The sequence below is a fragment of the Polynucleobacter necessarius genome, from assembly GCF_900095205.1.
Lineage (GTDB): Bacteria > Pseudomonadota > Gammaproteobacteria > Burkholderiales > Burkholderiaceae > Polynucleobacter > Polynucleobacter necessarius_E.
This window is the reverse complement of record NZ_LT606951.1, coordinates 1,679,962-1,699,265: the sequence shown is the minus strand read 5'-3', so window position 1 is coordinate 1,699,265 and position 19,304 is coordinate 1,679,962. Positions and strand designations below refer to the sequence as shown.

The 19,304-nt window shown below is 45.0% G+C and carries 22 protein-coding genes and 4 pseudogenes; 12 read left to right on the top strand and 14 right to left on the bottom strand.

The window, feature by feature from the left end; all coding sequences use genetic code 11:
• Positions 1–2: 2 nt before the first annotated feature.
• Positions 3–620: a riboflavin synthase gene (locus tag DXE37_RS09400; RefSeq protein ID WP_114637307.1), complete on the top strand. Its 618-nt coding sequence runs from the start codon at positions 3–5 to the stop codon at positions 618–620.
• Between the two features lie 2 nt (positions 621–622).
• On the opposite strand, the pseudogene queC reads toward DXE37_RS09400, so the two are convergent.
• From queC to tolQ, 7 genes and pseudogenes are all read right to left on the bottom strand, one after another.
• Positions 623–1,367, bottom strand: a pseudogene (queC, locus tag DXE37_RS09395) (7-cyano-7-deazaguanine synthase QueC).
• Between the two features lie 33 nt (positions 1,368–1,400).
• On the bottom strand, positions 1,401–2,126 hold the full coding sequence (gene ybgF / locus DXE37_RS09390) for a tol-pal system protein YbgF (protein ID WP_231971307.1): 726 nt from the start codon (positions 2,124–2,126) through the stop codon (positions 1,401–1,403).
• Between the two features lie 6 nt (positions 2,127–2,132).
• Positions 2,133–2,639 (bottom strand): peptidoglycan-associated lipoprotein Pal, encoded by a 507-nt coding sequence (gene pal / locus DXE37_RS09385; protein WP_114637305.1) that lies wholly within the window; start codon positions 2,637–2,639, stop codon positions 2,133–2,135.
• 152 nt (positions 2,640–2,791) lie between these two features.
• Positions 2,792–4,114, bottom strand: coding sequence for a Tol-Pal system beta propeller repeat protein TolB (gene tolB, locus DXE37_RS09380; protein ID WP_114637304.1), 1,323 nt, complete (start codon positions 4,112–4,114; stop codon positions 2,792–2,794).
• 3 nt (positions 4,115–4,117) lie between these two features.
• On the bottom strand, positions 4,118–4,930 hold the full coding sequence (gene tolA, locus DXE37_RS09375) for a cell envelope integrity protein TolA (protein ID WP_114637303.1): 813 nt from the start codon (positions 4,928–4,930) through the stop codon (positions 4,118–4,120).
• 26 nt (positions 4,931–4,956) lie between these two features.
• Complete coding sequence (gene tolR / locus DXE37_RS09370; protein ID WP_114637302.1) at positions 4,957–5,376, bottom strand: protein TolR; 420 nt, start codon at positions 5,374–5,376, stop codon at positions 4,957–4,959.
• A gap of 23 nt (positions 5,377–5,399) precedes the next feature.
• Positions 5,400–6,056 (bottom strand): protein TolQ, encoded by a 657-nt coding sequence (tolQ, locus tag DXE37_RS09365; protein ID WP_114637590.1) that lies wholly within the window; start codon positions 6,054–6,056, stop codon positions 5,400–5,402.
• A gap of 64 nt (positions 6,057–6,120) precedes the next feature.
• On the opposite strand from tolQ, the gene glyA reads away from it, so the two are divergent.
• Both glyA and nrdR read left to right on the top strand, forming a co-directional pair.
• Positions 6,121–7,365 carry a serine hydroxymethyltransferase gene (gene glyA / locus DXE37_RS09360; RefSeq protein WP_114637589.1) on the top strand — a complete coding sequence of 415 codons (1,245 nt, stop codon included), beginning with the start codon at positions 6,121–6,123 and terminating at the stop codon, positions 7,363–7,365.
• Between the two features lie 27 nt (positions 7,366–7,392).
• Positions 7,393–7,844: pseudogene (gene nrdR / locus DXE37_RS09355) on the top strand (transcriptional regulator NrdR).
• A gap of 74 nt (positions 7,845–7,918) precedes the next feature.
• Here nrdR and adk read toward each other — a convergent pair.
• The 6 genes and pseudogenes from adk to DXE37_RS09325 form a co-directional block, all read right to left on the bottom strand.
• Complete coding sequence (gene adk / locus DXE37_RS09350) at positions 7,919–8,584, bottom strand: adenylate kinase (protein ID WP_114637301.1); 666 nt, start codon at positions 8,582–8,584, stop codon at positions 7,919–7,921.
• Between the two features lie 134 nt (positions 8,585–8,718).
• Positions 8,719–9,465, bottom strand: a pseudogene (gene kdsB, locus DXE37_RS09345) (3-deoxy-manno-octulosonate cytidylyltransferase); the annotation flags it as partial.
• 21 nt (positions 9,466–9,486) lie between these two features.
• The gene (locus tag DXE37_RS09340; protein WP_114637299.1) at positions 9,487–9,666 is read right to left on the bottom strand and encodes a Trm112 family protein; all 180 of its coding nucleotides are present in this window, start codon (positions 9,664–9,666) and stop codon (positions 9,487–9,489) included.
• Positions 9,667–9,740: 74 nt separating this feature from the next.
• Positions 9,741–10,832 (bottom strand): tetraacyldisaccharide 4'-kinase, encoded by a 1,092-nt coding sequence (gene lpxK / locus DXE37_RS09335; RefSeq protein WP_114637298.1) that lies wholly within the window; start codon positions 10,830–10,832, stop codon positions 9,741–9,743.
• 96 nt (positions 10,833–10,928) lie between these two features.
• Positions 10,929–11,336 carry an ExbD/TolR family protein gene (locus DXE37_RS09330; RefSeq protein WP_231971306.1) on the bottom strand — a complete coding sequence of 136 codons (408 nt, stop codon included), beginning with the start codon at positions 11,334–11,336 and terminating at the stop codon, positions 10,929–10,931.
• Positions 11,333–11,815 (bottom strand): annotated as a pseudogene (locus DXE37_RS09325) (MotA/TolQ/ExbB proton channel family protein). Before DXE37_RS09325 ends, DXE37_RS09330 begins: the two are co-directional and overlap by 4 nt.
• Before the next feature lie 448 nt (positions 11,816–12,263).
• Between DXE37_RS09325 and xseA the strand changes: the two are divergent.
• The 3 genes from xseA to DXE37_RS13055 all read left to right on the top strand — a co-directional run bounded on the left by xseA (position 12,264) and on the right by DXE37_RS13055 (position 14,088).
• A complete protein-coding gene (gene xseA, locus DXE37_RS09320; RefSeq protein WP_114637297.1) occupies positions 12,264–13,502 on the top strand; it encodes an exodeoxyribonuclease VII large subunit in 1,239 nt (412 codons plus the stop codon).
• Between the two features lie 81 nt (positions 13,503–13,583).
• Positions 13,584–13,826 carry a type II toxin-antitoxin system Phd/YefM family antitoxin gene (locus DXE37_RS09315; RefSeq protein ID WP_114637296.1) on the top strand — a complete coding sequence of 81 codons (243 nt, stop codon included), beginning with the start codon at positions 13,584–13,586 and terminating at the stop codon, positions 13,824–13,826.
• A 196-nt stretch (positions 13,827–14,022) separates the two neighbouring features.
• Positions 14,023–14,088: a hypothetical protein gene (locus DXE37_RS13055; RefSeq protein ID WP_231971398.1), complete on the top strand. Its 66-nt coding sequence runs from the start codon at positions 14,023–14,025 to the stop codon at positions 14,086–14,088.
• A gap of 4 nt (positions 14,089–14,092) precedes the next feature.
• On the opposite strand, the gene murB is transcribed toward DXE37_RS13055, so the two are convergent.
• Complete coding sequence (gene murB / locus DXE37_RS09305) at positions 14,093–15,130, bottom strand: UDP-N-acetylmuramate dehydrogenase (RefSeq protein ID WP_114637295.1); 1,038 nt, start codon at positions 15,128–15,130, stop codon at positions 14,093–14,095.
• A gap of 115 nt (positions 15,131–15,245) precedes the next feature.
• Between murB and DXE37_RS09300 the strand changes: the two genes are divergently transcribed.
• From DXE37_RS09300 to DXE37_RS09270, 6 genes are all read left to right on the top strand, one after another.
• On the top strand, positions 15,246–15,731 hold the full coding sequence (locus tag DXE37_RS09300) for a YajQ family cyclic di-GMP-binding protein (RefSeq protein ID WP_114637294.1): 486 nt from the start codon (positions 15,246–15,248) through the stop codon (positions 15,729–15,731).
• Positions 15,724–16,647, top strand: a complete 924-nt coding sequence (gene xerD, locus DXE37_RS09295; protein WP_114637293.1) for a site-specific tyrosine recombinase XerD — start codon at positions 15,724–15,726, stop codon at positions 16,645–16,647. Before DXE37_RS09300 ends, xerD begins: the two co-directional genes overlap by 8 nt.
• Before the next feature lie 42 nt (positions 16,648–16,689).
• Complete coding sequence (gene plsY, locus DXE37_RS09290; protein ID WP_114637292.1) at positions 16,690–17,322, top strand: glycerol-3-phosphate 1-O-acyltransferase PlsY; 633 nt, start codon at positions 16,690–16,692, stop codon at positions 17,320–17,322.
• Between the two features lie 39 nt (positions 17,323–17,361).
• Positions 17,362–17,733, top strand: a complete 372-nt coding sequence (locus DXE37_RS09285; RefSeq protein WP_114637291.1) for an MAPEG family protein — start codon at positions 17,362–17,364, stop codon at positions 17,731–17,733.
• Between the two features lie 155 nt (positions 17,734–17,888).
• Positions 17,889–18,578, top strand: a complete 690-nt coding sequence (gene folE, locus DXE37_RS09280; RefSeq protein WP_231971396.1) for a GTP cyclohydrolase I — start codon at positions 17,889–17,891, stop codon at positions 18,576–18,578.
• Between the two features lie 401 nt (positions 18,579–18,979).
• Complete coding sequence (locus tag DXE37_RS09270) at positions 18,980–19,288, top strand: high-potential iron-sulfur protein (protein WP_114637587.1); 309 nt, start codon at positions 18,980–18,982, stop codon at positions 19,286–19,288.
• The last annotated feature ends 16 nt before the right edge of the window (positions 19,289–19,304 follow it).

Genomic DNA, 19,304 nt, shown 5'->3' with positions numbered 1-19,304 from the left:
TTATGTTTACTGGAATTATTACTGCAGTTGGTCAAATTAGAAGCGCCGAAGCAAAAGGCGATGGTTTACATTTGCTAGTTGAGTTTCCAGCAGGTTATCTGGATGATGCCGCTTTAGGTGACAGTATTGCTATCCAGGGTGCCTGTATGACTGCCACGCAACTGAATGACACTAGTTTCAGTTTAGATATTTCTCGCGAGTCTCTCAATAAAACGGTTGGTCTCGATCAGGTTGGCCCGGTCAATCTTGAAAAAGCCATGCACTTAAATGATCGCTTAGGCGGACATTTAGTGAGCGGGCACGTAGATGGTGTTGGAAAGGTTACACATTTTTCTCAAGTTGCGAATGACGAATATGGCTCCTGGTTGTTACGTATCGAGGCACCCAAAGAGCTCGCGCAATATCTGGCGTACAAGGGCTCTATAGTTGTGAACGGCGTATCGTTGACTGTGAATCAAGTTGAAGACACAGTCAACGCTTGCATTATTGACATCAACATCATTCCGCATACTTTGCAAAATACGACACTTGGTAATTTAAAGCCAGGGGATGCTATGAATCTAGAGGTGGATCTTATTGCGCGCTATGTAGCGAGGATGCTAAGTGTGCAGCCGAAGTAAGGCTAATTATTTTTAGAAGTGTTTTGATATCGCGTTGGATCACTTACATGAGCCTGCTTAAAACCCACCTGTCTTAAACGGCATGACTCACATTCCCCACATGCTTCACCTAAATCATTGGCCTGATAGCAGGAAACGGTTTGGGAATAATCCACTCCTAGAGTGGTTCCAAGTTGAATGATTTCTGCCTTAGTGAGGCTAATAATAGGAGCGTGCACCCGAAAACGATTTGAATCGTTCATAGCCTCTACGCCAGCTTTAGTGGCTAAATTAGCCATGTTCTCGAATGATGCTACATACTCTGGGCGGCGGCGGCAATCAGGATAGCCCGAATAATCCACTGCATTGGCGCCATAGAAAATATCAAGACCAACCCAAAGATTCGGCCCAGTCTAAGGCAAGAGATAACAGAATCGTATTGCGAGCCGGTACGTAGGTAATTGGAATCTCTTGATCATTGCCTGGTGTAACAGGAACGGCTATAGATGAGTCCGTTAAGGCGGATCCACCAAATCGTGTGAGATCCAAATTGACGATTTCGTGACGAGCTACCCCAATCTGTTTTGCAATATGTTTGGCTGCAGCTAACTCTGAGGAATGGCGCTGACCATATCCTACAGAGAGCGCATAAGGTGTATATTCAAGATCTTTAGCTAAGGCGAGAACGGTGGTGGAATCTAGTCCGCCGGAAAATAGAATGACCGCTGGAGCTCCGAGTTTACGAGGTGCGAGAGATTTAAAATGCAGCAGACAGTTTAGACATGAGTCAGTGGCGGATAATTACTTTGTTCCACTCATCAATTGCTGAGCTTCTTTAGCAGATTCAGTATCGGGGTATTTAGCAATAATTTCTGCAAAGGTTTTTTTGGCAGCAGCCTTGTTGCCACTTTCTAATTGAGAATTTCCCAAAGTCACCATAGCCGCTGGAATGCGTGGATGATTTGGGTAGGTCTTGATTAGACGCTGAAGTTGACTGATGGCGCCTGCATAATCCTTGCGGGCATATTTACTATTACCACCCCAATACAAAGCAAGAGGTAAATAAGGGCTGCTAGAGTATTTAGCGGTAAAGGAAGAAAAAGCTTGGTCAGCTTTTTTCAAATTACCTGCTTGAAATGCCTTTAACGCATCGTCATAGGCTTTTTTCTCACCGGGCTGTACGGTTCCAGAGATACCCTCAATGGTGATAGTGCGTGGCTCGAAATTACCTAGGCGCGTATTCAGATCTTGGTAATATGTTTTTTGGCTAGTGTTAATGTCTTCGCCTTGTTTTTCAAGCTCTTCTACCTTGCCACGTAGCACTGCATTCTCTGATTTAAGCTTATCGATTTGACCCTGTAACTCCAACTGGGTTGTTGCAAGAGACTTGCGTAAATCTAAAATAGCCTTACGAGCTTCATCGTCTGAGAAGAGTGCCCAAGCGCTACTTGAGGCACTCAAACAAATGAGGGTGGCACTTAAACAAAACGCTCGTGAGAGCGTTTGTTTGATTGGGTTTGAAGGCATCTTCATTTAGTTGGTGATGTACACAATGTCAGCACGACGATTTTCTGCCCAAGCTGCTTCATTATCACCTTCGGCTTTTGGTTTTTCTTTGCCAAAGCTGACTGCTTCCATTTGATCATCAGAAACACCCATCAAGTTCAATAATTTGCGAACAGCATCAGAACGCCGTTGTCCCAAAGCTAAGTTGTACTCAGCGGTTCCGCGTTCATCGGTATTGCCTTGAATGATGATATTCTGTTTTTGGTTGGCCTTTAAATAACTGGCGTGTGCCGATAACATTTTTTGATATTTAGTTTGAACGGTGTATTCATCAAAACCAAAGTAAACACTCTTTTCGAAGAGTGGGCTCTTAGGATCATTCCATGGCTGAGAGCCAAAGTTACCATTGCTATTACCGCTGCTATTGGCGCCATCGGTGTCATCTAGCTTAACGCTTGAGCAGGCGGCTAATAAAAGTGCCGTAACTCCAATTAAGGCAAACGATACTGCACGACGTGCGATAGAAATCTTCATGATCTTCCCTTTTTCCTACAAGCCAAATAACGAAATAAGTATTAAAGTTACTCCAGTGGAGTCAATACCCAATATTATGCCCCTAAGAACATCAAAAGTGACTTTTTGACATCTTTAAAAGGGTTTTGCTAGAAAATCGAGACCCCAAAGCCTTAGTCCATAAATGGTCCCCGGGATGGCTGACGGACGTCATAACCTGGAATGCTTAATACCTGTTTAGAGTTGCCGTCCACTGAAACAGCGGCGAGAACGCGTTTACCGCCGACTTTGGTGGAATAGAGAACATAGCGACCATTGGCAGCAAATGAGGGGGATTCATCACTAGAGCCATCGGTTAGAGCCTGAGCATCACCCGTTGCTAAATTGAGAATGTAGAGGCGGTAAGCGCCACCAATGTTCGCAATGTAAGCCAAATATTTTCCATCTGGCGAGATGCGTGGTGATGTGACAAAACCTTGTTTGAAGGTAACACGTTTAACTCCTTCTGCTTGTTCACCCTCGGCGCTCATGCGATAGATTTGGGGATTGCCGCCGCGATCACTAGTGAAATAGATGTAACGACCATCAGCAGAGTATTGAGGCTCGGTGTCGATCGTGTTACCACGTGTTAAGCGATGCAAACCTGTCCCATCTGCGTTGATGCCATAAATTTGGGTATTGCCATCTTTGGAGAGTGAGATGGCTAGTTTTTTACCATCAGGCGACCATGCTGGGGCGCTGTTATTGCCCTTTTGGTTTGATAGAGATATACGACGTCCAGTTGCCAGCTCATGCACATAAATTACTGGTTTGCGATCTTCAAAAGAAACGTAAGCCATTTTTTTACCATCAGGCGACCATGATGGAGAAATGATTGGTTCTCCACTATTCATAGCATTACGGATATTTTGGCCATCAGCATCCGAGATAACTAGGCGGTAGCGTTTGCCATCCTTGATAACGTAGGACAGGCGGGTCGAGAACACACCACGCTCACCCAGTAATTTAAGAATGATGTCATCGGCAATCTTGTGGGCAATGGCGCGTAAGTTATCCGCGCTTGAGTTGAGATTTAAGCCACCAAGACTTTGGGATTTGCGAATATCAAAAAGTTTGTAATGGATTTCAAATTGGGATCCGCCGGTTTGCACTACTGATCCCACAACCAATGCATCAGCACCACGTGCTGCCCAAGATTTATAGTTGGGGGTGCCATCATCACTTTCAACAGCATTACCGTTTTCAGTATTTTTAAAGTAACCGCTTCGCGCTAAATCCTGACGAATGATTTCTGTCACGCCAGTAGGTAATTTATTTTCATCTTTAAAACGCATCACTGCGATTGGGTAGAGTGATTGACCCACGCCTGTGATTTCAATATTCATTTGAGCAAGTACAAGTGTTGCCGTACCTGATAACAGCGTGATACATGAGGCAATAACAATCGAGCTAAAAGAGTTCAGTAGCGCTTTCAATCTTTTTGCAATTTGCAGCATGCATTAATCTTTGGGTTTAAAGGTGAGTTTTACTTCGCGTTGAGGAATTTTGCCATTGTCGTCTTTTGGCAAACTCTCTGCACGACTAAGGGCAAGTAAGACCGCACGATCCCAGCCGGCATTGCCGCTAGATGACTGAATGCTGGTGCTCAAAATAGCGCCGTCAGGTGCCAGATTAACCAGAACGACAGCAGCGGGATTTCCGCTGACTGATTCAGGGTTAAAGACAATGAGTGGCTTCACTTTTTTAATGACTTTATCGGTCCAGCCTGGAGGTGCATTACCACCACCTCCAACACCACTACCCACTGTGCCGCCACTACCACCTTCGGCGCCAGCAGCAGCACGCAATCGTGCCAATTGATCTGCACGGGCTTTTTCTGCTGCCGCATTCGCTTTAGTTTCAGCGGGAGATGGTGCTTTAGGAGTCTCAGCCTTTTTTGGTTTTTCCGGTTCCTTGGGCTTCTCCTTGGGAGGTGGCGGTTTTATTGCCTTAGGAGTTTCCTTGACCTCTTTTTTAGGAGGTTCTTTCTTTACTTCTTTTTTTTTGATGGCGATGTCAGCAGCTTCTTCTTTAACTTCTGTTTTGAGTTCGGGCTCTGGAGGCGCCTCCACTTGGGGCGCAGAGTCCCAAAGTTCCACTTCAACACCAGAAGAAGTTTTGTTATTCCAGTTAATGCCAATCATCAGTAGAGCCAGTAATCCTAAATGGGCTATGAGTGAAAAAGTAAAGGCGCGCTTAGTACTTTCTTGTTTTGTAAAGCGGCCTCTCTTGAATGGCGAGAAGCCTGGCTGAAAAGTAGGAGTGCTATTCATGAAGAATGAAGACTGACCGTCAAACCTTATTGGGTCTTCACCGCAAGGCCAACACGCTTGACACCATTCTCTTTGAGCTTGGACATGACATCCATCACAGTCTCGTATTTGATGGATTTATCGGCTGCAATCACAATGGGTTGATCAGCTGATTTTTCAGCTTGCGAACGCGCAAAGCTGCCAAGTTCAAATTTATTTAAGGTTTGTGTAGGGTCACCATCTTTGCGTACGATGACATTTTCGTTGGCATCAATGGTTAAAAAGACGGGCGGTAAAGTTTGAACTTTGGCACCACCTACTGTTGGTAAGTTGACTACACCGGGATTAACCATGGAAGCAGTGACCATGAAGATCACTAGCAATACCAACATCACATCGATGTAGGGCACTACATTGATGTCAGACATCGCCCGGCGTTTGTTTTTACGTAATGAAGATCCAGCCATAAATTTTTCGTCTATTGCTTCAATTAGCGTCCTGCAGTTTGACGCTGCAAGATATTGGTGAACTCTTCAATAAAGGTTTCAAAGCGAATGGAGAGGCGATCTACATCGGTTGCGGCACGGTTATAAGCAACAACGGCTGGAATAGCAGCAAACAAACTAATCGCTGTCGCAATGAGTGCCTCAGCAATTCCAGGGGCTACTGCAGAAAGGGTTGCGTTCTGAACATTGGCTAAGCCGCGGAACGAATGCATGATTCCCCAGACGGTGCCAAATAGGCCAATATAAGGAGAAACCGAGCCAACGGATGCTAAAAAGGGCAAATTAGCCTCTAGGAGGTCCATTTCGCGTTGATAGGTAGCCTTCATCGCCCGTCTAGCTGCATCAATCTCACGTACTTTCATGAACTCTTGCATGCCCACCTCGAAGATATGCTCTAAAACGGCATCGCTTCGGGTATTGCGTTGAGCTGCCTCTAGAAGGGTGTTGAGGTCCCCGCCAGCCCAAAAGTCACGCTCAAAGCGCTCGGTATCTTGTCTAACCCCACGCAAAACCGCTGTTTTCTTAAAAATAATGGTCCAAGAGGCGATGGATATCCCTAGTAATAACAACATTACCAACTGTACTAATAGGCTGGCATTGAGGACTAGGGAGAGGAATGAGAGGTCTTGTGTAGAGGTCATGGTGGATTTTGTATGATGTAGGTTGATTTTACTTAAGCAATCCAATTTCATCAGGATTATTACCATGTTTGACCGTCAAAATACTTTAGCTAAAACCGACCCCCAGTTATGGGAAGCTATTCAGAACGAAAATAAGCGTCAAGAAGACCATATTGAACTGATTGCTTCTGAAAACTACACCTCACCAGCTGTAATGGAAGCCCAAGGCTCCCAGTTGACCAATAAGTACGCTGAAGGTTATCCAGGTAAGCGTTATTACGGCGGTTGTGAATTCGTGGATGTTGCTGAGCAATTGGCGATCGATCGCGTTAAGGCCTTATTTGGTGCTGAGGCTGCCAACGTGCAACCTCATTGCGGAGCATCTGCTAACCAAGCTGTATTTTTGGCATTCTTAAAGCCCGGTGATACCTTTATGGGTATGAGTTTGGCTGAAGGCGGTCACTTAACTCATGGTATGGCATTGAATATGAGCGGTAAGTGGTTTAACCCTATCGCTTATGGACTCGATAAGAATGAAGAGATTGATTACGAGCAAATGGAGCGTTTGGCTCGTGAGCACAAACCCAAATTAATTATTGCTGGTGCATCTGCTTACTCTAAAAAAATAGATTTTGAGCGCATTGGCAAATTAGCCAAAGAAGTGGGCGCGATTTTTATGGTCGATATGGCCCACTATGCAGGACTAGTTGCGGCAGGCGTTTATCCAAACCCAGTATCTCATGCAGACATTGTTACTTCTACTACGCATAAGAGCTTACGCGGTCCTCGTGGTGGCATCATTTTGATGAAGGCTGAGCATGAGAAAGTCATTAACTCAGCAGTATTCCCAGGCTTACAAGGTGGTCCTTTGATGCATGTGATTGCTGCAAAAGCGGTAGCTTTCAAAGAGGCAGCAGAGCCCAGCTTTAAGGATTATCAAAAGCAAGTAGTAGCTAACGCCAAAGCACTTGCAGAGACTTTGATTGAGCGAGGACTTCGTATTGTTTCTGGTGGTACAGATTCTCATGTGATGTTGGTGGATTTGCGTGCCAAGAAAATGACCGGCAAAGAAGCCGAACGCGTCCTAGGCGAAGCGCATATCACTTGCAATAAAAATGGTATTCCGAATGATCCAGAAAAACCAATGGTGACTAGTGGTATTCGTTTGGGCTCTCCTGCAATGACCACTCGTGGCTTTAAAGAGGCCGAAGCAAAACAGGTGGCTCACTTTATTACTGATGTGTTGGATAACCCCAATGATCCAGACAATATCGCTAAAGTGCGTGCGCAAGTAGCTAAGCTCACTAAGCGTTTCCCAGTCTACGGTTAAGTAATTCATTACAAAAAAGAAAACTAATTGCGCTGCCCTTTTTGCCATAACGAAGACACCCAAGTATTGGATACTCGGGTGTCTGATGAGGGCGATACTATTCGCCGTGTCGCCGCCGTTGCGCCAAGTGCGATAAACGCTTTACGACCTATGAGCGCGTGGAATTAGTGCTACCTGCTATCGTGAAGAGAAGAACGGTAGTCGAGTAGAATACAGTCACGATAAGTTAGCTAGTTCACTCAAGCTAGCGTTGCGTGAGCGCCCAGTCTCTTCAGATTCTGTGGATGAATCCATCGCCAGAATTGAAGAGAAGCTTTTGAGTCTTGGTGAGAAAGAGATTCCGAGTGACCGCGTTGGTGAGCTTGTCATGCGGGGAACTCAAGCGCCTCGATAAAGTGGCTTATATTCGTTTTGCATCGGTGTATCGAAGCTTTGCTGATATTGAGTCTTTTGAGAGCGCTCTCAAAGAATTGAAGTAATCGGGTAAGTTCACAAAAAGAAAAGGACTGCAATGCAGTCCTTTTTCATTTAGCTAAAACTAACTAAATATAGGTTATTTTAATACAGTGAAGATCGAAGCGGTAATATCTTCAACACTACCTGTTCCGCTAACCTTGCGATATGCCGGCGCTTTTACCTTATCGGCAGGGCTGGCTTGTGCAGCCCATGACGAGTAGTACTCCACGAGCGGACGAGTTTGATCGTCATATACCTGAAGGCGCTTGCGAACAGTTTCTTCTTTGTCGTCATCGCGCTGAATCAATGGATCACCAGTCACATCATCTTTACCTTCAACCTTTGGCGGGTTGTATTTGATGTGATAAGCACGACCAGAGGCTGGGTGTACACGACGACCGCCCATGCGATCGATGATGGCATCAAATGGAACGTCAATTTCTAAAACGTAATCAATCGGAACGCCAGCATCTTTCACGGCTTGTGCTTGAGGGATAGTTCTTGGGAAACCATCAAACAAGTACCCCTTGCTGCAATCTGGTTGGGTTAAGCGATCTTTTACGAGACCGATGATGATGTCATCTGAAACGAGACCACCTGCATCCATAATTTTTTTAGCTGCAATACCGAGTTCGGTTCCTGCTTTTACAGCTGCGCGCAACATATCGCCCGTAGAAATTTGTGGAATCGCGAATTTTTCGCAAATAAACTGAGCTTGTGTGCCTTTTCCAGCACCTGGTGCACCGAGCAGAATCAGCCGCATTGTTTTCCCCTTAGAAGAGCTGACATTGTCCCGTATTTTGTTGGGATCATGGATACCTTTTGCCTAGGATTATCCCCGAGAAAGGACAAACTACTAGGACGATGGCCGATGAGCTTGGTTTTAAGCCAGAAGTTTTGACGAACTCTTTCTAGGTCTTCTTGGGTGTCCACCCCTGCTGGAGGAGCCTCTGAGGCGGTATGAACTGCTATACGATAGCCGTTCCAGAGTGCGCGCAATTGCTCTAAAGCTTCCGCTTGCTCTGGGGGAGCAGGCTCTAGGCGGGTATAGGCTTGTAAAAAGTCAGCCCTGTAGGCGTAGATGCCAAGATGACGTAAATATTCTGTTTTTTGGCTGCTTTGGGGGCCTCTGACAAAGGGAATTGTTGCCCTGGAAAAATAGAGAGCCTCTCCGGATCGATTCAGGACTACTTTCACAACATTGGGATTATTAATCTCAGATGGGTCCGTAATAGGTACAGCTACCGTAGAAATAGCGCACTCTACATGATTTGCCAAAGTACTAGCTACTTGATTGATGAGTTCGGGTGGGATGAGCGGCTCATCGCCCTGGACGTTCACAATCAAAGTGTTATTGGGAAGCTTTAATAATTGAGCAACCTCTGCAATGCGATCAGTTCCAGTTGGATGCTCTGGGCTTGTGAGTAAGCATTCAATCCGGTGCTCATCACACACTGCTTGTATTTCTGGTGAATCAGTCGCCACTACTACGCTTTGCGCAAGTGATTGTTGGGCGCGTTCAGCCACACGAATCACCATGGGTTTGCCGCCAATATCTGCTAATGGTTTACGCGGCAAGCGAGTAGATCCCAATCTTGCAGGGATGACAACTAAAAAATTTGGCGCTTGAGGGCGAGCGTTCATTGAAGAGGAGTATTCAATGGATTAAAAAATTTCATCAGGGGTGAGGCTGCGCGCTTCTTCCACCAGCATGACAGGAACATCATCACGAATAGGGTAGGCTAAGCGGTCTGCTTTGCAAATGAGTTCACCCTTATCGGCGTCTAAATGCAATGGGCTTTTGCACATAGGGCATACCAAAATATTGAGTAGTCTTTTATCCATGATTTTTGTAATAGAGCTTCTTTATAAGGTGAATACAGTGTAGTGGCATCAGTGTAGTACTAGGCATGACAAACCTACAAGTTGTAGCGATAAGGGTCAGGGCGTTGCAAAATAGATTGCAACCATTCAACCAAGCTATCAGGAAGGCTGAAAGTCATTGGTACCACCCAAACACGTTCGTCCTTAATGTCAGAGCATTTCACTGCATCTTTTTCGGTAATCAGAATGCATTGCGCATGAATCTTTTCAAAGAACTCAGGGGTATAGCTTGCATGATCTGGTAGGGGGATCGTTTTAGCGGCAATGCCTTGCTTGAGTAGATCATCAAAAAAGCGTTGGGGGTTTCCTATAGCGGCAACGGCAGTGATTTTGTTTGGTAAAAAACTGTCGGCAATTTGCACAAGAGACCGATGATTGCTCGGATTAATTAATTGATATGCGTCACCTAAATGACTGAAGAGTGAGAATCCACGCCTTCCTAAAAAATATTCATCATGAAGGTGAGTTGCACTGTCGGTAGTCGTTACTTTTTCTGTAAATAGAGTGGCATCACGTTCGCGAGTGGCTGACTCGCGCAGTGGGCCAGCAGGCAACAGGAAACGGTTCCCTTCTCCGCGACCATCACGGACCACAAATTCAATATCACGCCCTCCCTCACGAGCAGGCCAGCGAGCCAACCCACTATGTTGCAAACCATCATCACTAATGATTACATTCACATGAGGAGAGTGTTTGAGTAAAGCTCGAATACTTTGTTGACGCTTAGGAAAAACCCAAATTGGAAATTGATCGTGTGTGCGTTTTGCAATCAATACAGGCTCATCGCCTACTAATGCAGGATCAGAATTGTTGGTGACTAGTAATGGAGTATTTTGCAAGGAAGAGCCATAACCACGACTGATGATTCCAGGTTGCCAGCCCAGTTGTAGCAATCGATCCGCCAGAGCAATCACAATCGGAGTTTTGCCTGTGCCTCCAACACGAATATTGCCAACAATAATGATGGGTACAGGAACGGGTGTGGATTTAACTAAGCCAGTATCCTGAATCAGCTTGCGCATGCGCAATACCAAGCCATAAAGCCAGGAGAGCGGCCAAAGCAATAAGCTGGTAGGGCCACGTCTTTCCCAAAACTTGGGGGCTTTACGGAAAAAAGAAGAGGACATAAAAAAGAGGTTTCGTTGTTCGCAACTTACTTCTTGGCTTGGTTATTCAATTGGCTGCTAAAGACAATATTAGAGAGATTCGCATCTCTTGCTGCCTCAAGTGCTGTCATTACTACTTGATGGGGCGCCCCTAGCATCTGCATCAATATTGATCTGTAAAGAACTCGCAGCATCTTTTTGAGCGCCTTGTCCGCTAAGTTGTATTAATGCGCTACTCAATTGCGAACGCTTAGTTACCTTACCGTTAATGGCAAAGCGACCATCACGACTCACTGCAATATGAATTTGCTTAACCTCCGCTTGGCTTTCGTGGCCATTAGCTGTCGGCAGAGTAATGGCTAATTCCTGATAACGAGTAAAAGTAGTGGAGATCATTAAAAAGACTAATACGACTAACAACACATCAATAAACGGAATGAGATTAATTTCTGGTTCAACAGGTGCAACACTACTGCCGAGAGAAAATCGTTTTCTAGTTTGAGGATGTGTTTCTAACCAACTCATTTAGTGGAATCACTCGGATATAGTTTCTTATAAAGTTGGCGGGTAAATTCTTCGCACTCGCGTTGACGTTGATTTGCCATTGCCCGTAAACCACGCCATGCTGCTAACGCTGGAATAGCAATGAGTAAACCAAATGCGGTGTTGTAGAGCGCCACAGAAATACCATGTGCTAATTATTGCGGGCTGCCGGTTGAGCCATTGATGGCGCCTTGGCTGCCGAAAATTTCGATCATGCCTACCACGGTGCCAAACAGACCCAGTAAGGGGGCGATAGTGGCAATCTTGACAAGCGCACCAAGGTAGCGGTCTAATTTTTGCCAAGTTGCTTGCGCGGTCACTTGCAACTCTTCTAAGGCTGAGTCAGGGCTGTTGCCCAATAGCTTTTCTTTGAGGGTGCAGGCTAAAAGCGGGGATGATGGAGCAATGGAGGCTAATTCAGTTATTTGGAGCTCAGAAATCGCCGATTTTTCCTTAACCATCTGATTTGCAAGAGAAAAAGTAGTTTCTAGGCAGTTTTTTTGGAAAATATGCGTTTGGCGCAAAATACCAACTACGTTCAAGAACGATCGCTAAGCCCACAATAGAAATAATGAGTAGAGGCCAAATGGGCCAGCCGGCGGATAGTAAGATGGAGTACATAAGCTTAGTACTTTAGCTGAATTAAAAAGCTGATTTCAGAAAGCTAACCTGTGGATAAGTCTGTGCAAAACTTTTTTGAATGGATGCTCTAAGTCCTTGAATGATGGTGAATTCACTTTTAAGTAAGATAAATATGAATAGAATGGCTGAATTAATTATTATATAAATCAATAACTTATGTTAGATGTGTTGGATTTATGAGACGTTTTGGGTCAGTAATTACTTACTTATAGGCGTTCCATTCTAGGTTCATGAGTATCTGTGGGTATTTATTTACCCCGAAGTCAGATGGTTGCTAGATTAAAGAGAAAAAATGTCGGAGATATCAAGGAAATTCTGAGTGTTGGCGATCTTAACCGTGCCGTTGCGGCTTCCTTGGAGGACCGCTTTGATACCGTATGGGTGAGCGGGGAGATTTCCAACTTCAAGGCTTATGACAGTGGGCATTGGTATTTTTCCTTAAAGGACGCAGAGGGGCAAATCCGCTGCGTCATGTTCCGGGGACGCAATGGCCAGGTTGGCTTTATGCCGCAATCAGGAGATTTGGTTGAGGTGAGCGCTAGCTTGGGAATGTATGTTCCCCGAGGAGATATTCAGCTAACCATCCAAACTTTGCGCCGTGCTGGCATGGGTGGGCTTTACGAAGCCTTCTTAAAGCTCAAAGCCAAGTTAGCCAAAGAGGGCTTATTTGATGAAGAGCGTAAGCGTGAAATTCCGCTACATCCTCGAGTGATTGGCATCATCACTTCCCCACAAGCAGCAGCACTCAAAGATGTTCTGAGTACTTTGGCAAGAAGAGCGCCACATATTCCCCTTGTGATTTATCCAACCTTAGTACAGGGGCCTGACGCACCCGCTGGAATAATCAGTGCTCTGAAAGCTGCCGAACAGGAAAATGTAGTTGATGTCATTTTGTTAGTGCGCGGTGGAGGCAGTATTGAGGATCTCTGGGCATTTAACGATGAGCAATTGGCATACGCCATTGCACAATCCACTATTCCGATAGTCAGTGGTGTTGGGCACGAAACGGATTTCACCATCGCAGATTTTGTTGCGGATCTGCGGGCCCCTACACCAACCGGAGCTGCAGAATTGGCGGCTCCACGCCGAGATCAATTGCTACAAGAGCTTGATGCCATCACGCAGGCATTGTTACAGCGAATTAATCAACGAGTGGAATGCGAAGCTCAAACCTTAGATCAACTCGCGTTGAGATTAAGTCATGCCTTGCCCAATCCTGATCGGATGCGTGAACAAATTCAGGGTTGGCAACAAAGACTGAATCAGGCTTGGTCTGTGCGCATGGAAAATTGGAAGCGTAATCAATCGCATTACCAGTCACAACTAGAGATGCTCAATCCTCAACGAACACTAGAGCGAGGATATGCGGTGATTTTGAGTGGGGGTAAGAGTGAGCTACATGCAGTACGCAACCCTCGAGAGCTTCAAGTTAACAATATGTATCAGGTGCAATTAGCTGAAGGCAAGGCGAAAGTAGAGCTAGCAAAAGTGGAGGTAGATCTGTAGTAAGCAAAGGGCCGTTCCAAGCGCCTAAAGAGTTTGACAAAGCGTACGCTTTTGCGTGCTATAGTCATCAGAGGAAATGCTATGACTACATTAACCGCAAGCGAAGCCAGAGCAAGTCTTTACCGCCTCATAGATCAGGCGGCAGAGTCTCATCAACCCATCGTTATTTTTGGGAAGCGAGCTAAGGCAGTCTTAGTTTCTGAAGAAGACTGGAGTGCCATTCAGGAGACATTATTTCTTTTGGCGATTCCGGGTATGCGCGAATCCATTAAAGAAGGCATGGCTGAACCGCTATCCAAGAGTAAAAAGGCATTGAAGTGGTAGCTTGGAATTTGGTTTATTCCAAATACGCCTTAAAGGACGCAAAAAAGATAGTCGTAGCAGATTTAAGGGATAAAGCTCAATCTTTACTAGACGTTTTAGAGGTTGATCCTTTTCAAAATCCGCCGCCTTATGAGAAATTAGTGGGCGACCTGAGAGCGGGGCTTATTCTCGAAGAGTCAATATTCAGCATCGCTTGGTGTATGAAGTTTTCAAAAAAGAAAAAACAGTACGCATTCTGAGAATGTGGACACATTACGAATAAATCTTCAGAGGATATTGGGCTCAATCTGTAGACTGACACCAAATTCTGCGCGCACCTTGTCCTGAATACATTTCGCCAGACTGAGGATGTCTTGGGCAGTGCCTCCGCCATGATTGACTAGAACAAGCGCTTGGTTCTCGTAGACACCAACAGAACCCATGCGCTGACCCTTAAAGCCACATTGATCAATCAGCCACCCTGCAGCAAGCTTTCTTGTGCCTGGCGCATCTGGATAAGAAACTAAAGATGCATATGACTTGAGTAAGGTTTCGTGCTGTTCATTGGAAACAATCGGATTCTGAAAAAAGCTTCCGGTGTTTCCAATGACTTTTGGGTCGGGTAACTTCTGAGTGCGGATTTTGCAGACTGCTAAAAAAATATCCTCAGGACTTGGATTGCTGTTTTCCGAAAATTGTTTAGCAAGATCTGCGTAGTAAATCCGCGCTTCCCAGTCTTTAGGTATTTTAAAGACGACCTTTGTCACAATAAATCGGTTGGGATGTTGTTTAAAGTAGCTATCGCGATAAGCAAACTGGCAGTCTTCTTTCGTGAGAGTGACAAAGGTTTGTTCTTTGGAGTCATAGGCTTCGATGTAAGCAATGGACTCGCCAACCTCAACGCCGTAAGCACCAATATTTTGAATAGGTGCTGCGCCAACGGTTCCAGGAATGAGTGCTAAGTTTTCTAGGCCGGGCAGATCATTTTCTAGAGTCCAGGCAACTAGGTCATGCCAGCTCACTCCAGCTCCTACGGCCAAGAGAGTGGAATTCTCATCAGATGTGAGAATTTCTTGGCCCAATATATTCATGAGCAGCGTGGCGCCACGTAGTTTTTGCGGAAGAATGACGTTGCTACCACCCCCTAAAACACGCCAAGATGTTTTTTGATGGTTGATGTCAGCTAGCACCTCAGCAATTTGATTGGTAGAGGTGACTTCGTAGGCGAGCTCAGCAGTAGCATCAAAACCAAAGGTATTACGCATCTTTAACCCCAAGTTCGGGGTCAATTTTGCTGGTAGAGGCGCATTTGGAGCACGGTTCATGCCACAATCTTATTCGTAAAAGAATCTAGAGCAAATTTTTTGGGCATAAATCGAATAGCCGATCCCAAAATATCTAGAAAATGCAGAAATTGAGCAAAAAATTTAAGGAGCAAAAATGCCATCATTTAACGTAGTGTGTGAACCAGACATGGTTGAGTTGAAAAATGCCATCGAACAGTCCAACAAAGAAATTAGCAATCGTTTTGACTTCAAGGGTTCCGATAGTCGGATAGAGCAAAAAGACGAAGCCTTAATCCTGCTTAGTGATGATGACTTTAAATTGGGTCAGGTACGCGATGTGCTCATTAATAAGATGGCTAAGCGTAACGTGGACGTTCGTTACCTTAAAGATGACAAAACTGAAACCATTGGTGGCGATAAGCGAAAGCAGACCATGAAGATTCAAAAGGGCATTACTTCTGAGTTGGCCAAAAAGGTAGTGCGGATTATTAAGGACAGCAAAGTTAAAGTGCAGGCCAGCATTCAAGGCGATGCAGTGCGCGTCACCGGTGCTAAGCGGGATGATTTACAAGAAACCATGGCCCTCCTCAAAAAGGAAGTAACTGAAGCGCCATTGGGCTTTAACAACTTCCGTGACTAAAGATGCATTAAAGATTGTCCCAGCAAGCCAAGAAGCGATTGAGCGCTTCTGTGATGCTTGTTGGTTAGAGGATGGGCTGGCGCAAAATAGCTTATCCGCATATCGTCGTGATCTACTTCTATTAGCGCAGTGGCTTTACACAGATTCAGGTGGAGATCTCTACAGTGCCACTGAAAAAGACCTCACTGCCTATATTGCCTATCGTCGTGCAGATAAGGCAACTACTGCCAATCGGCGTTTAACTGTATTTAAGCGCTTTTATCGACATGCGCTACGAATCAATTTAGTAAAAAGCGATCCTTGCATTGGTTTGCGCGCTGCAAAGCAGGCCTTACGTTTCCCGAAAACGTTGAGCGAAGATCAAGTGATTGCCTTACTCAATACCCCTGACATTGAAACTCCTTTGGGCTTGCGTGATCGCACCATGTTGGAATTGATGTATGCGAGTGGCCTGCGCGTTTCGGAAATTGTTTCTTTAAAAACCGTTGCCTTGGGTTTAAACGAGGGCGTGGTCCGTGTGGTCAATGGCAAGGGCGGTAAAGAGCGCTTAGTGCCTTTTGGCGGTGAAGCAGGGCAGTGGTTAAGGCGCTATTTAGCTGAGGCGCGTACTCCCTTGCTAGAGGGCAAGAGTTCGGACGCAGTTTTTGTAGGGCGCCATAAGGGCACTGGTTTGACACGTCAGGCATTCTGGGCGCTGATTAAGCGTTATGCCACCTTAGCCAATATTTCGGTGGCGTTGTCTCCCCATACCCTACGGCATGCATTTGCAACCCATTTACTCAATCATGGGGCCGATTTAAGGGTGGTGCAGTTGCTTTTAGGCCATGCCGATATCTCTACCACTCAGATCTACACCCATGTGGCAAGAGAAAGACTGAAATCGATTCATCAGCAGCACCATCCGCGGGGTTCTTAGCTCCGCATCTCAACTGAATATATAAGTGTTTAAGATAGCGGTATGAACTTTACTCTAGATCTTTTGCTTATTCCGATTGCCTACTTCATTGGCTCAATATCTTTTGCGGTGGTGGTAAGCAAATGCATGCGTTTGCCAGACCCTCATTCTTACGGTTCAGGCAATCCTGGAGCAACCAACGTTTTGCGTACCGGTAATAAATTAGCTGCGGTTTTAACGTTGATTGGTGACGCTTTAAAGGGGTGCTTTGCCGTTATGCTCGCGCGAGTATTGCTTGGAGATGATTCCCTTACCTCCACCATGAATTCCTGGCTCTTGTGCGGTGTAGTGCTGGCTGTTTTCTTGGGCCATCTATTTCCAATCTTTCATGGATTTAAAGGTGGTAAAGGGGTGGCGACCGCATGTGGGATTTTGTTTGGCATTAATTGGATCTTGGGGCTAGCTACCCTAAGTACTTGGATTATTGTGGCCACATTTATGCGTTATTCATCATTAGCTGCTTTAGCTGCAGCAATATTTGGCCCAATCTATTTTGTTTTCTTATTTGGTTTTCAGCCAATGGGAATCGCACTGTTCATTGTTTGCTTGTTACTCATTTGGCGTCATCGTAGTAATATTCAAAATTTGATGAATGGTAACGAGAGCCGCATTGGTAGTAAAAAAATCCCAAAATAACTTTTCTAGGTTCACGTATATACCTTCAGTAAGGCCATTATGACCATTGCTTATGCTTGTGTTCTCTTTATGGGATTATTTCCTTATGTCGCTGCTGGAATAGCTAAAAAAGGTTTTGAGGGTTATGACAACAGTATGCCAAGACAATGGCTGGCGATGCAGACCGGTTTTAGGGCGCGCGCTAATGCCGCCCAAGCAAATTTATTTGAATCATTGCCTTTATTCTTTGCGGCTGTGATTATTGCCTCGATTGGCAATGCACCACAAATCAGAATTGATTCATTGGCCCTAGGCTTTGTGATTGCCCGCATCGCATATTTAATCTGTTATGTGGCGAATTGGTCAACAACCCGTTCGATTGTTTGGTTATGCGGCATCGTATGTGTAGTGGCTTTATTTTTTCAGATATAAACTAAATTTCATTCTTACAATTTACAAGACAAAAAATTTCAATGCTCAATAAATCCACCAAGACTGCTAAAGCAGTAAAGACGATTAATAAATCCCCAGTCAAAAAAACTGCTAGCAAGACTATTGCTAAAACTGCCAGTGGTAAAACGACTGCTATGAAAGACGATGGCGGCACGCCTCTATCAGTCATTATTCGTCGTCGAATCGAAGCTCAAAATGCTCGTTTTCATGCTAACGATAATATCTCTGCGTTCATTGAGCCGGGCGAACTGGAGGGTTTGGTTGACGAAGTAGCCGAGAAGATGCAGGCCGTCTTAGAAAGCTTGGTGATTGATACTGAAAATGATCACAACATTCAAAATACTAGTCGCCGTGTAGCAAAGATGTATGTCCAAGAGGTATTTAATGGGCGCTATGTCGGCCAACCTACTTTGACAAAATTTCCCAATGTGAGTCGCTTAAATGAGCTGATGATTATTGGGCCAATTACTGTCCGTAGCGCCTGCTCTCATCATTTATGTCCTATTATGGGGCGCATTTGGATTGGGGTATTGCCAAGCAAAGAATCAGCTTTGATTGGACTCTCTAAATACTCTCGTTTAACGGAATGGGTGATGTGTCGCCCGCAGATCCAGGAAGAGGCTGTAGTTGAATTAGCCGATATGTTGGAGAAAAAGATTAAGCCAATCGGGGTGGCGGTAGTGATGGATGCCGATCATTTTTGTATGCAATGGCGGGGCGTAAAAGACCGCGATTCCAAAATGATTAATAGTGTTATGCGTGGCGCATTTTTAAAGGATTCAAATTTACGTAGAGAGTTCCTTGCCCTCATTGACCGAAAATAAGAGAATGAATTCTCTTCTATTTCGTTTGATATGCATAAGCATGTTAGCGATACTCGCTACTGCGTGCGAGAGTTTCCCAACGGTAAACTCGGACCCGGTTAAAAATAACAAAGCGGCGTACAACAAAGACCTCAAGGAATGCAAAGAGGATTATCCCGAAATACCATCGGGAACTCATATACGTCAGTGGATAGATTGCATGAAGCTAAAGGGATGGCAGTAAGTTTTTATCTGTTTAGTTTCCTGAGAATAATTCTCATCTATATTTCTTTATAAATCATTGACTTACGTGGCCAGTAGATTGAAAAAATTTTCTCCGCTATGATCTCTTCTAGCTTTTAAATCCGCATGTTCTGTTAATGCGCCAATCCATTTTTTACCGTTTTATTTTTGGAGAATCCATGAAAAATAGTCGTCGCCAATTTATGATTTTGTCTGCTGCCGGTGCCTGTACTTTGGTATTGAACGGTAAAGTTCAAGCTCAAGCAATGGTTGCAGAAACAGATCCACAAGCTGCTGCTTTAGGTTACAAGGCAAATGCCTCTAAAGTGGATAAAGCGAAATACCCAAAGTACGCTGCTGGTCAGCAATGCGACAACTGTGCGCTCTACCAAGGTAAGGCTGGCTCTGTTTCTGGTGGCTGCTCCTTGTTTGCTGGTAAGCAAGTTGCTGGCAAAGGCTGGTGCTCTGCTTACGCTAAGAAGGCTTAAGGCCGAACTTATTAAG

Bases quoted from the DNA above. Each gene is read 5' to 3' on its own strand.
- DXE37_RS09400 (WP_114637307.1), top strand. From the start codon at position 3: ATGTTTACTGGAATTATTACTGCAGTTGGTCAAATTAGAAGCGCCGAA.
- ybgF (WP_231971307.1), bottom strand. From the start codon at position 2,126: ATGCCTTCAAACCCAATCAAACAAACGCTCTCACGAGCGTTTTGTTTA.
- pal (WP_114637305.1), bottom strand. From the start codon at position 2,639: ATGAAGATTTCTATCGCACGTCGTGCAGTATCGTTTGCCTTAATTGGA.
- tolB (WP_114637304.1), bottom strand. From the start codon at position 4,114: ATGCTGCAAATTGCAAAAAGATTGAAAGCGCTACTGAACTCTTTTAGC.
- tolA (WP_114637303.1), bottom strand. From the start codon at position 4,930: ATGAATAGCACTCCTACTTTTCAGCCAGGCTTCTCGCCATTCAAGAGA.
- tolR (WP_114637302.1), bottom strand. From the start codon at position 5,376: ATGGCTGGATCTTCATTACGTAAAAACAAACGCCGGGCGATGTCTGAC.
- tolQ (WP_114637590.1), bottom strand. From the start codon at position 6,056: ATGACCTCTACACAAGACCTCTCATTCCTCTCCCTAGTCCTCAATGCC.
- glyA (WP_114637589.1), top strand. From the start codon at position 6,121: ATGTTTGACCGTCAAAATACTTTAGCTAAAACCGACCCCCAGTTATGG.
- adk (WP_114637301.1), bottom strand. From the start codon at position 8,584: ATGCGGCTGATTCTGCTCGGTGCACCAGGTGCTGGAAAAGGCACACAA.
- DXE37_RS09340 (WP_114637299.1), bottom strand. From the start codon at position 9,666: ATGGATAAAAGACTACTCAATATTTTGGTATGCCCTATGTGCAAAAGC.
- lpxK (WP_114637298.1), bottom strand. From the start codon at position 10,832: ATGTCCTCTTCTTTTTTCCGTAAAGCCCCCAAGTTTTGGGAAAGACGT.
- DXE37_RS09330 (WP_231971306.1), bottom strand. From the start codon at position 11,336: ATGAGTTGGTTAGAAACACATCCTCAAACTAGAAAACGATTTTCTCTC.
- xseA (WP_114637297.1), top strand. From the start codon at position 12,264: ATGGTTGCTAGATTAAAGAGAAAAAATGTCGGAGATATCAAGGAAATT.
- DXE37_RS09315 (WP_114637296.1), top strand. From the start codon at position 13,584: ATGACTACATTAACCGCAAGCGAAGCCAGAGCAAGTCTTTACCGCCTC.
- murB (WP_114637295.1), bottom strand. From the start codon at position 15,130: ATGAACCGTGCTCCAAATGCGCCTCTACCAGCAAAATTGACCCCGAAC.
- DXE37_RS09300 (WP_114637294.1), top strand. From the start codon at position 15,246: ATGCCATCATTTAACGTAGTGTGTGAACCAGACATGGTTGAGTTGAAA.
- plsY (WP_114637292.1), top strand. From the start codon at position 16,690: ATGAACTTTACTCTAGATCTTTTGCTTATTCCGATTGCCTACTTCATT.
- DXE37_RS09285 (WP_114637291.1), top strand. From the start codon at position 17,362: ATGACCATTGCTTATGCTTGTGTTCTCTTTATGGGATTATTTCCTTAT.
- folE (WP_231971396.1), top strand. From the start codon at position 17,889: ATGAAAGACGATGGCGGCACGCCTCTATCAGTCATTATTCGTCGTCGA.
- DXE37_RS09270 (WP_114637587.1), top strand. From the start codon at position 18,980: ATGAAAAATAGTCGTCGCCAATTTATGATTTTGTCTGCTGCCGGTGCC.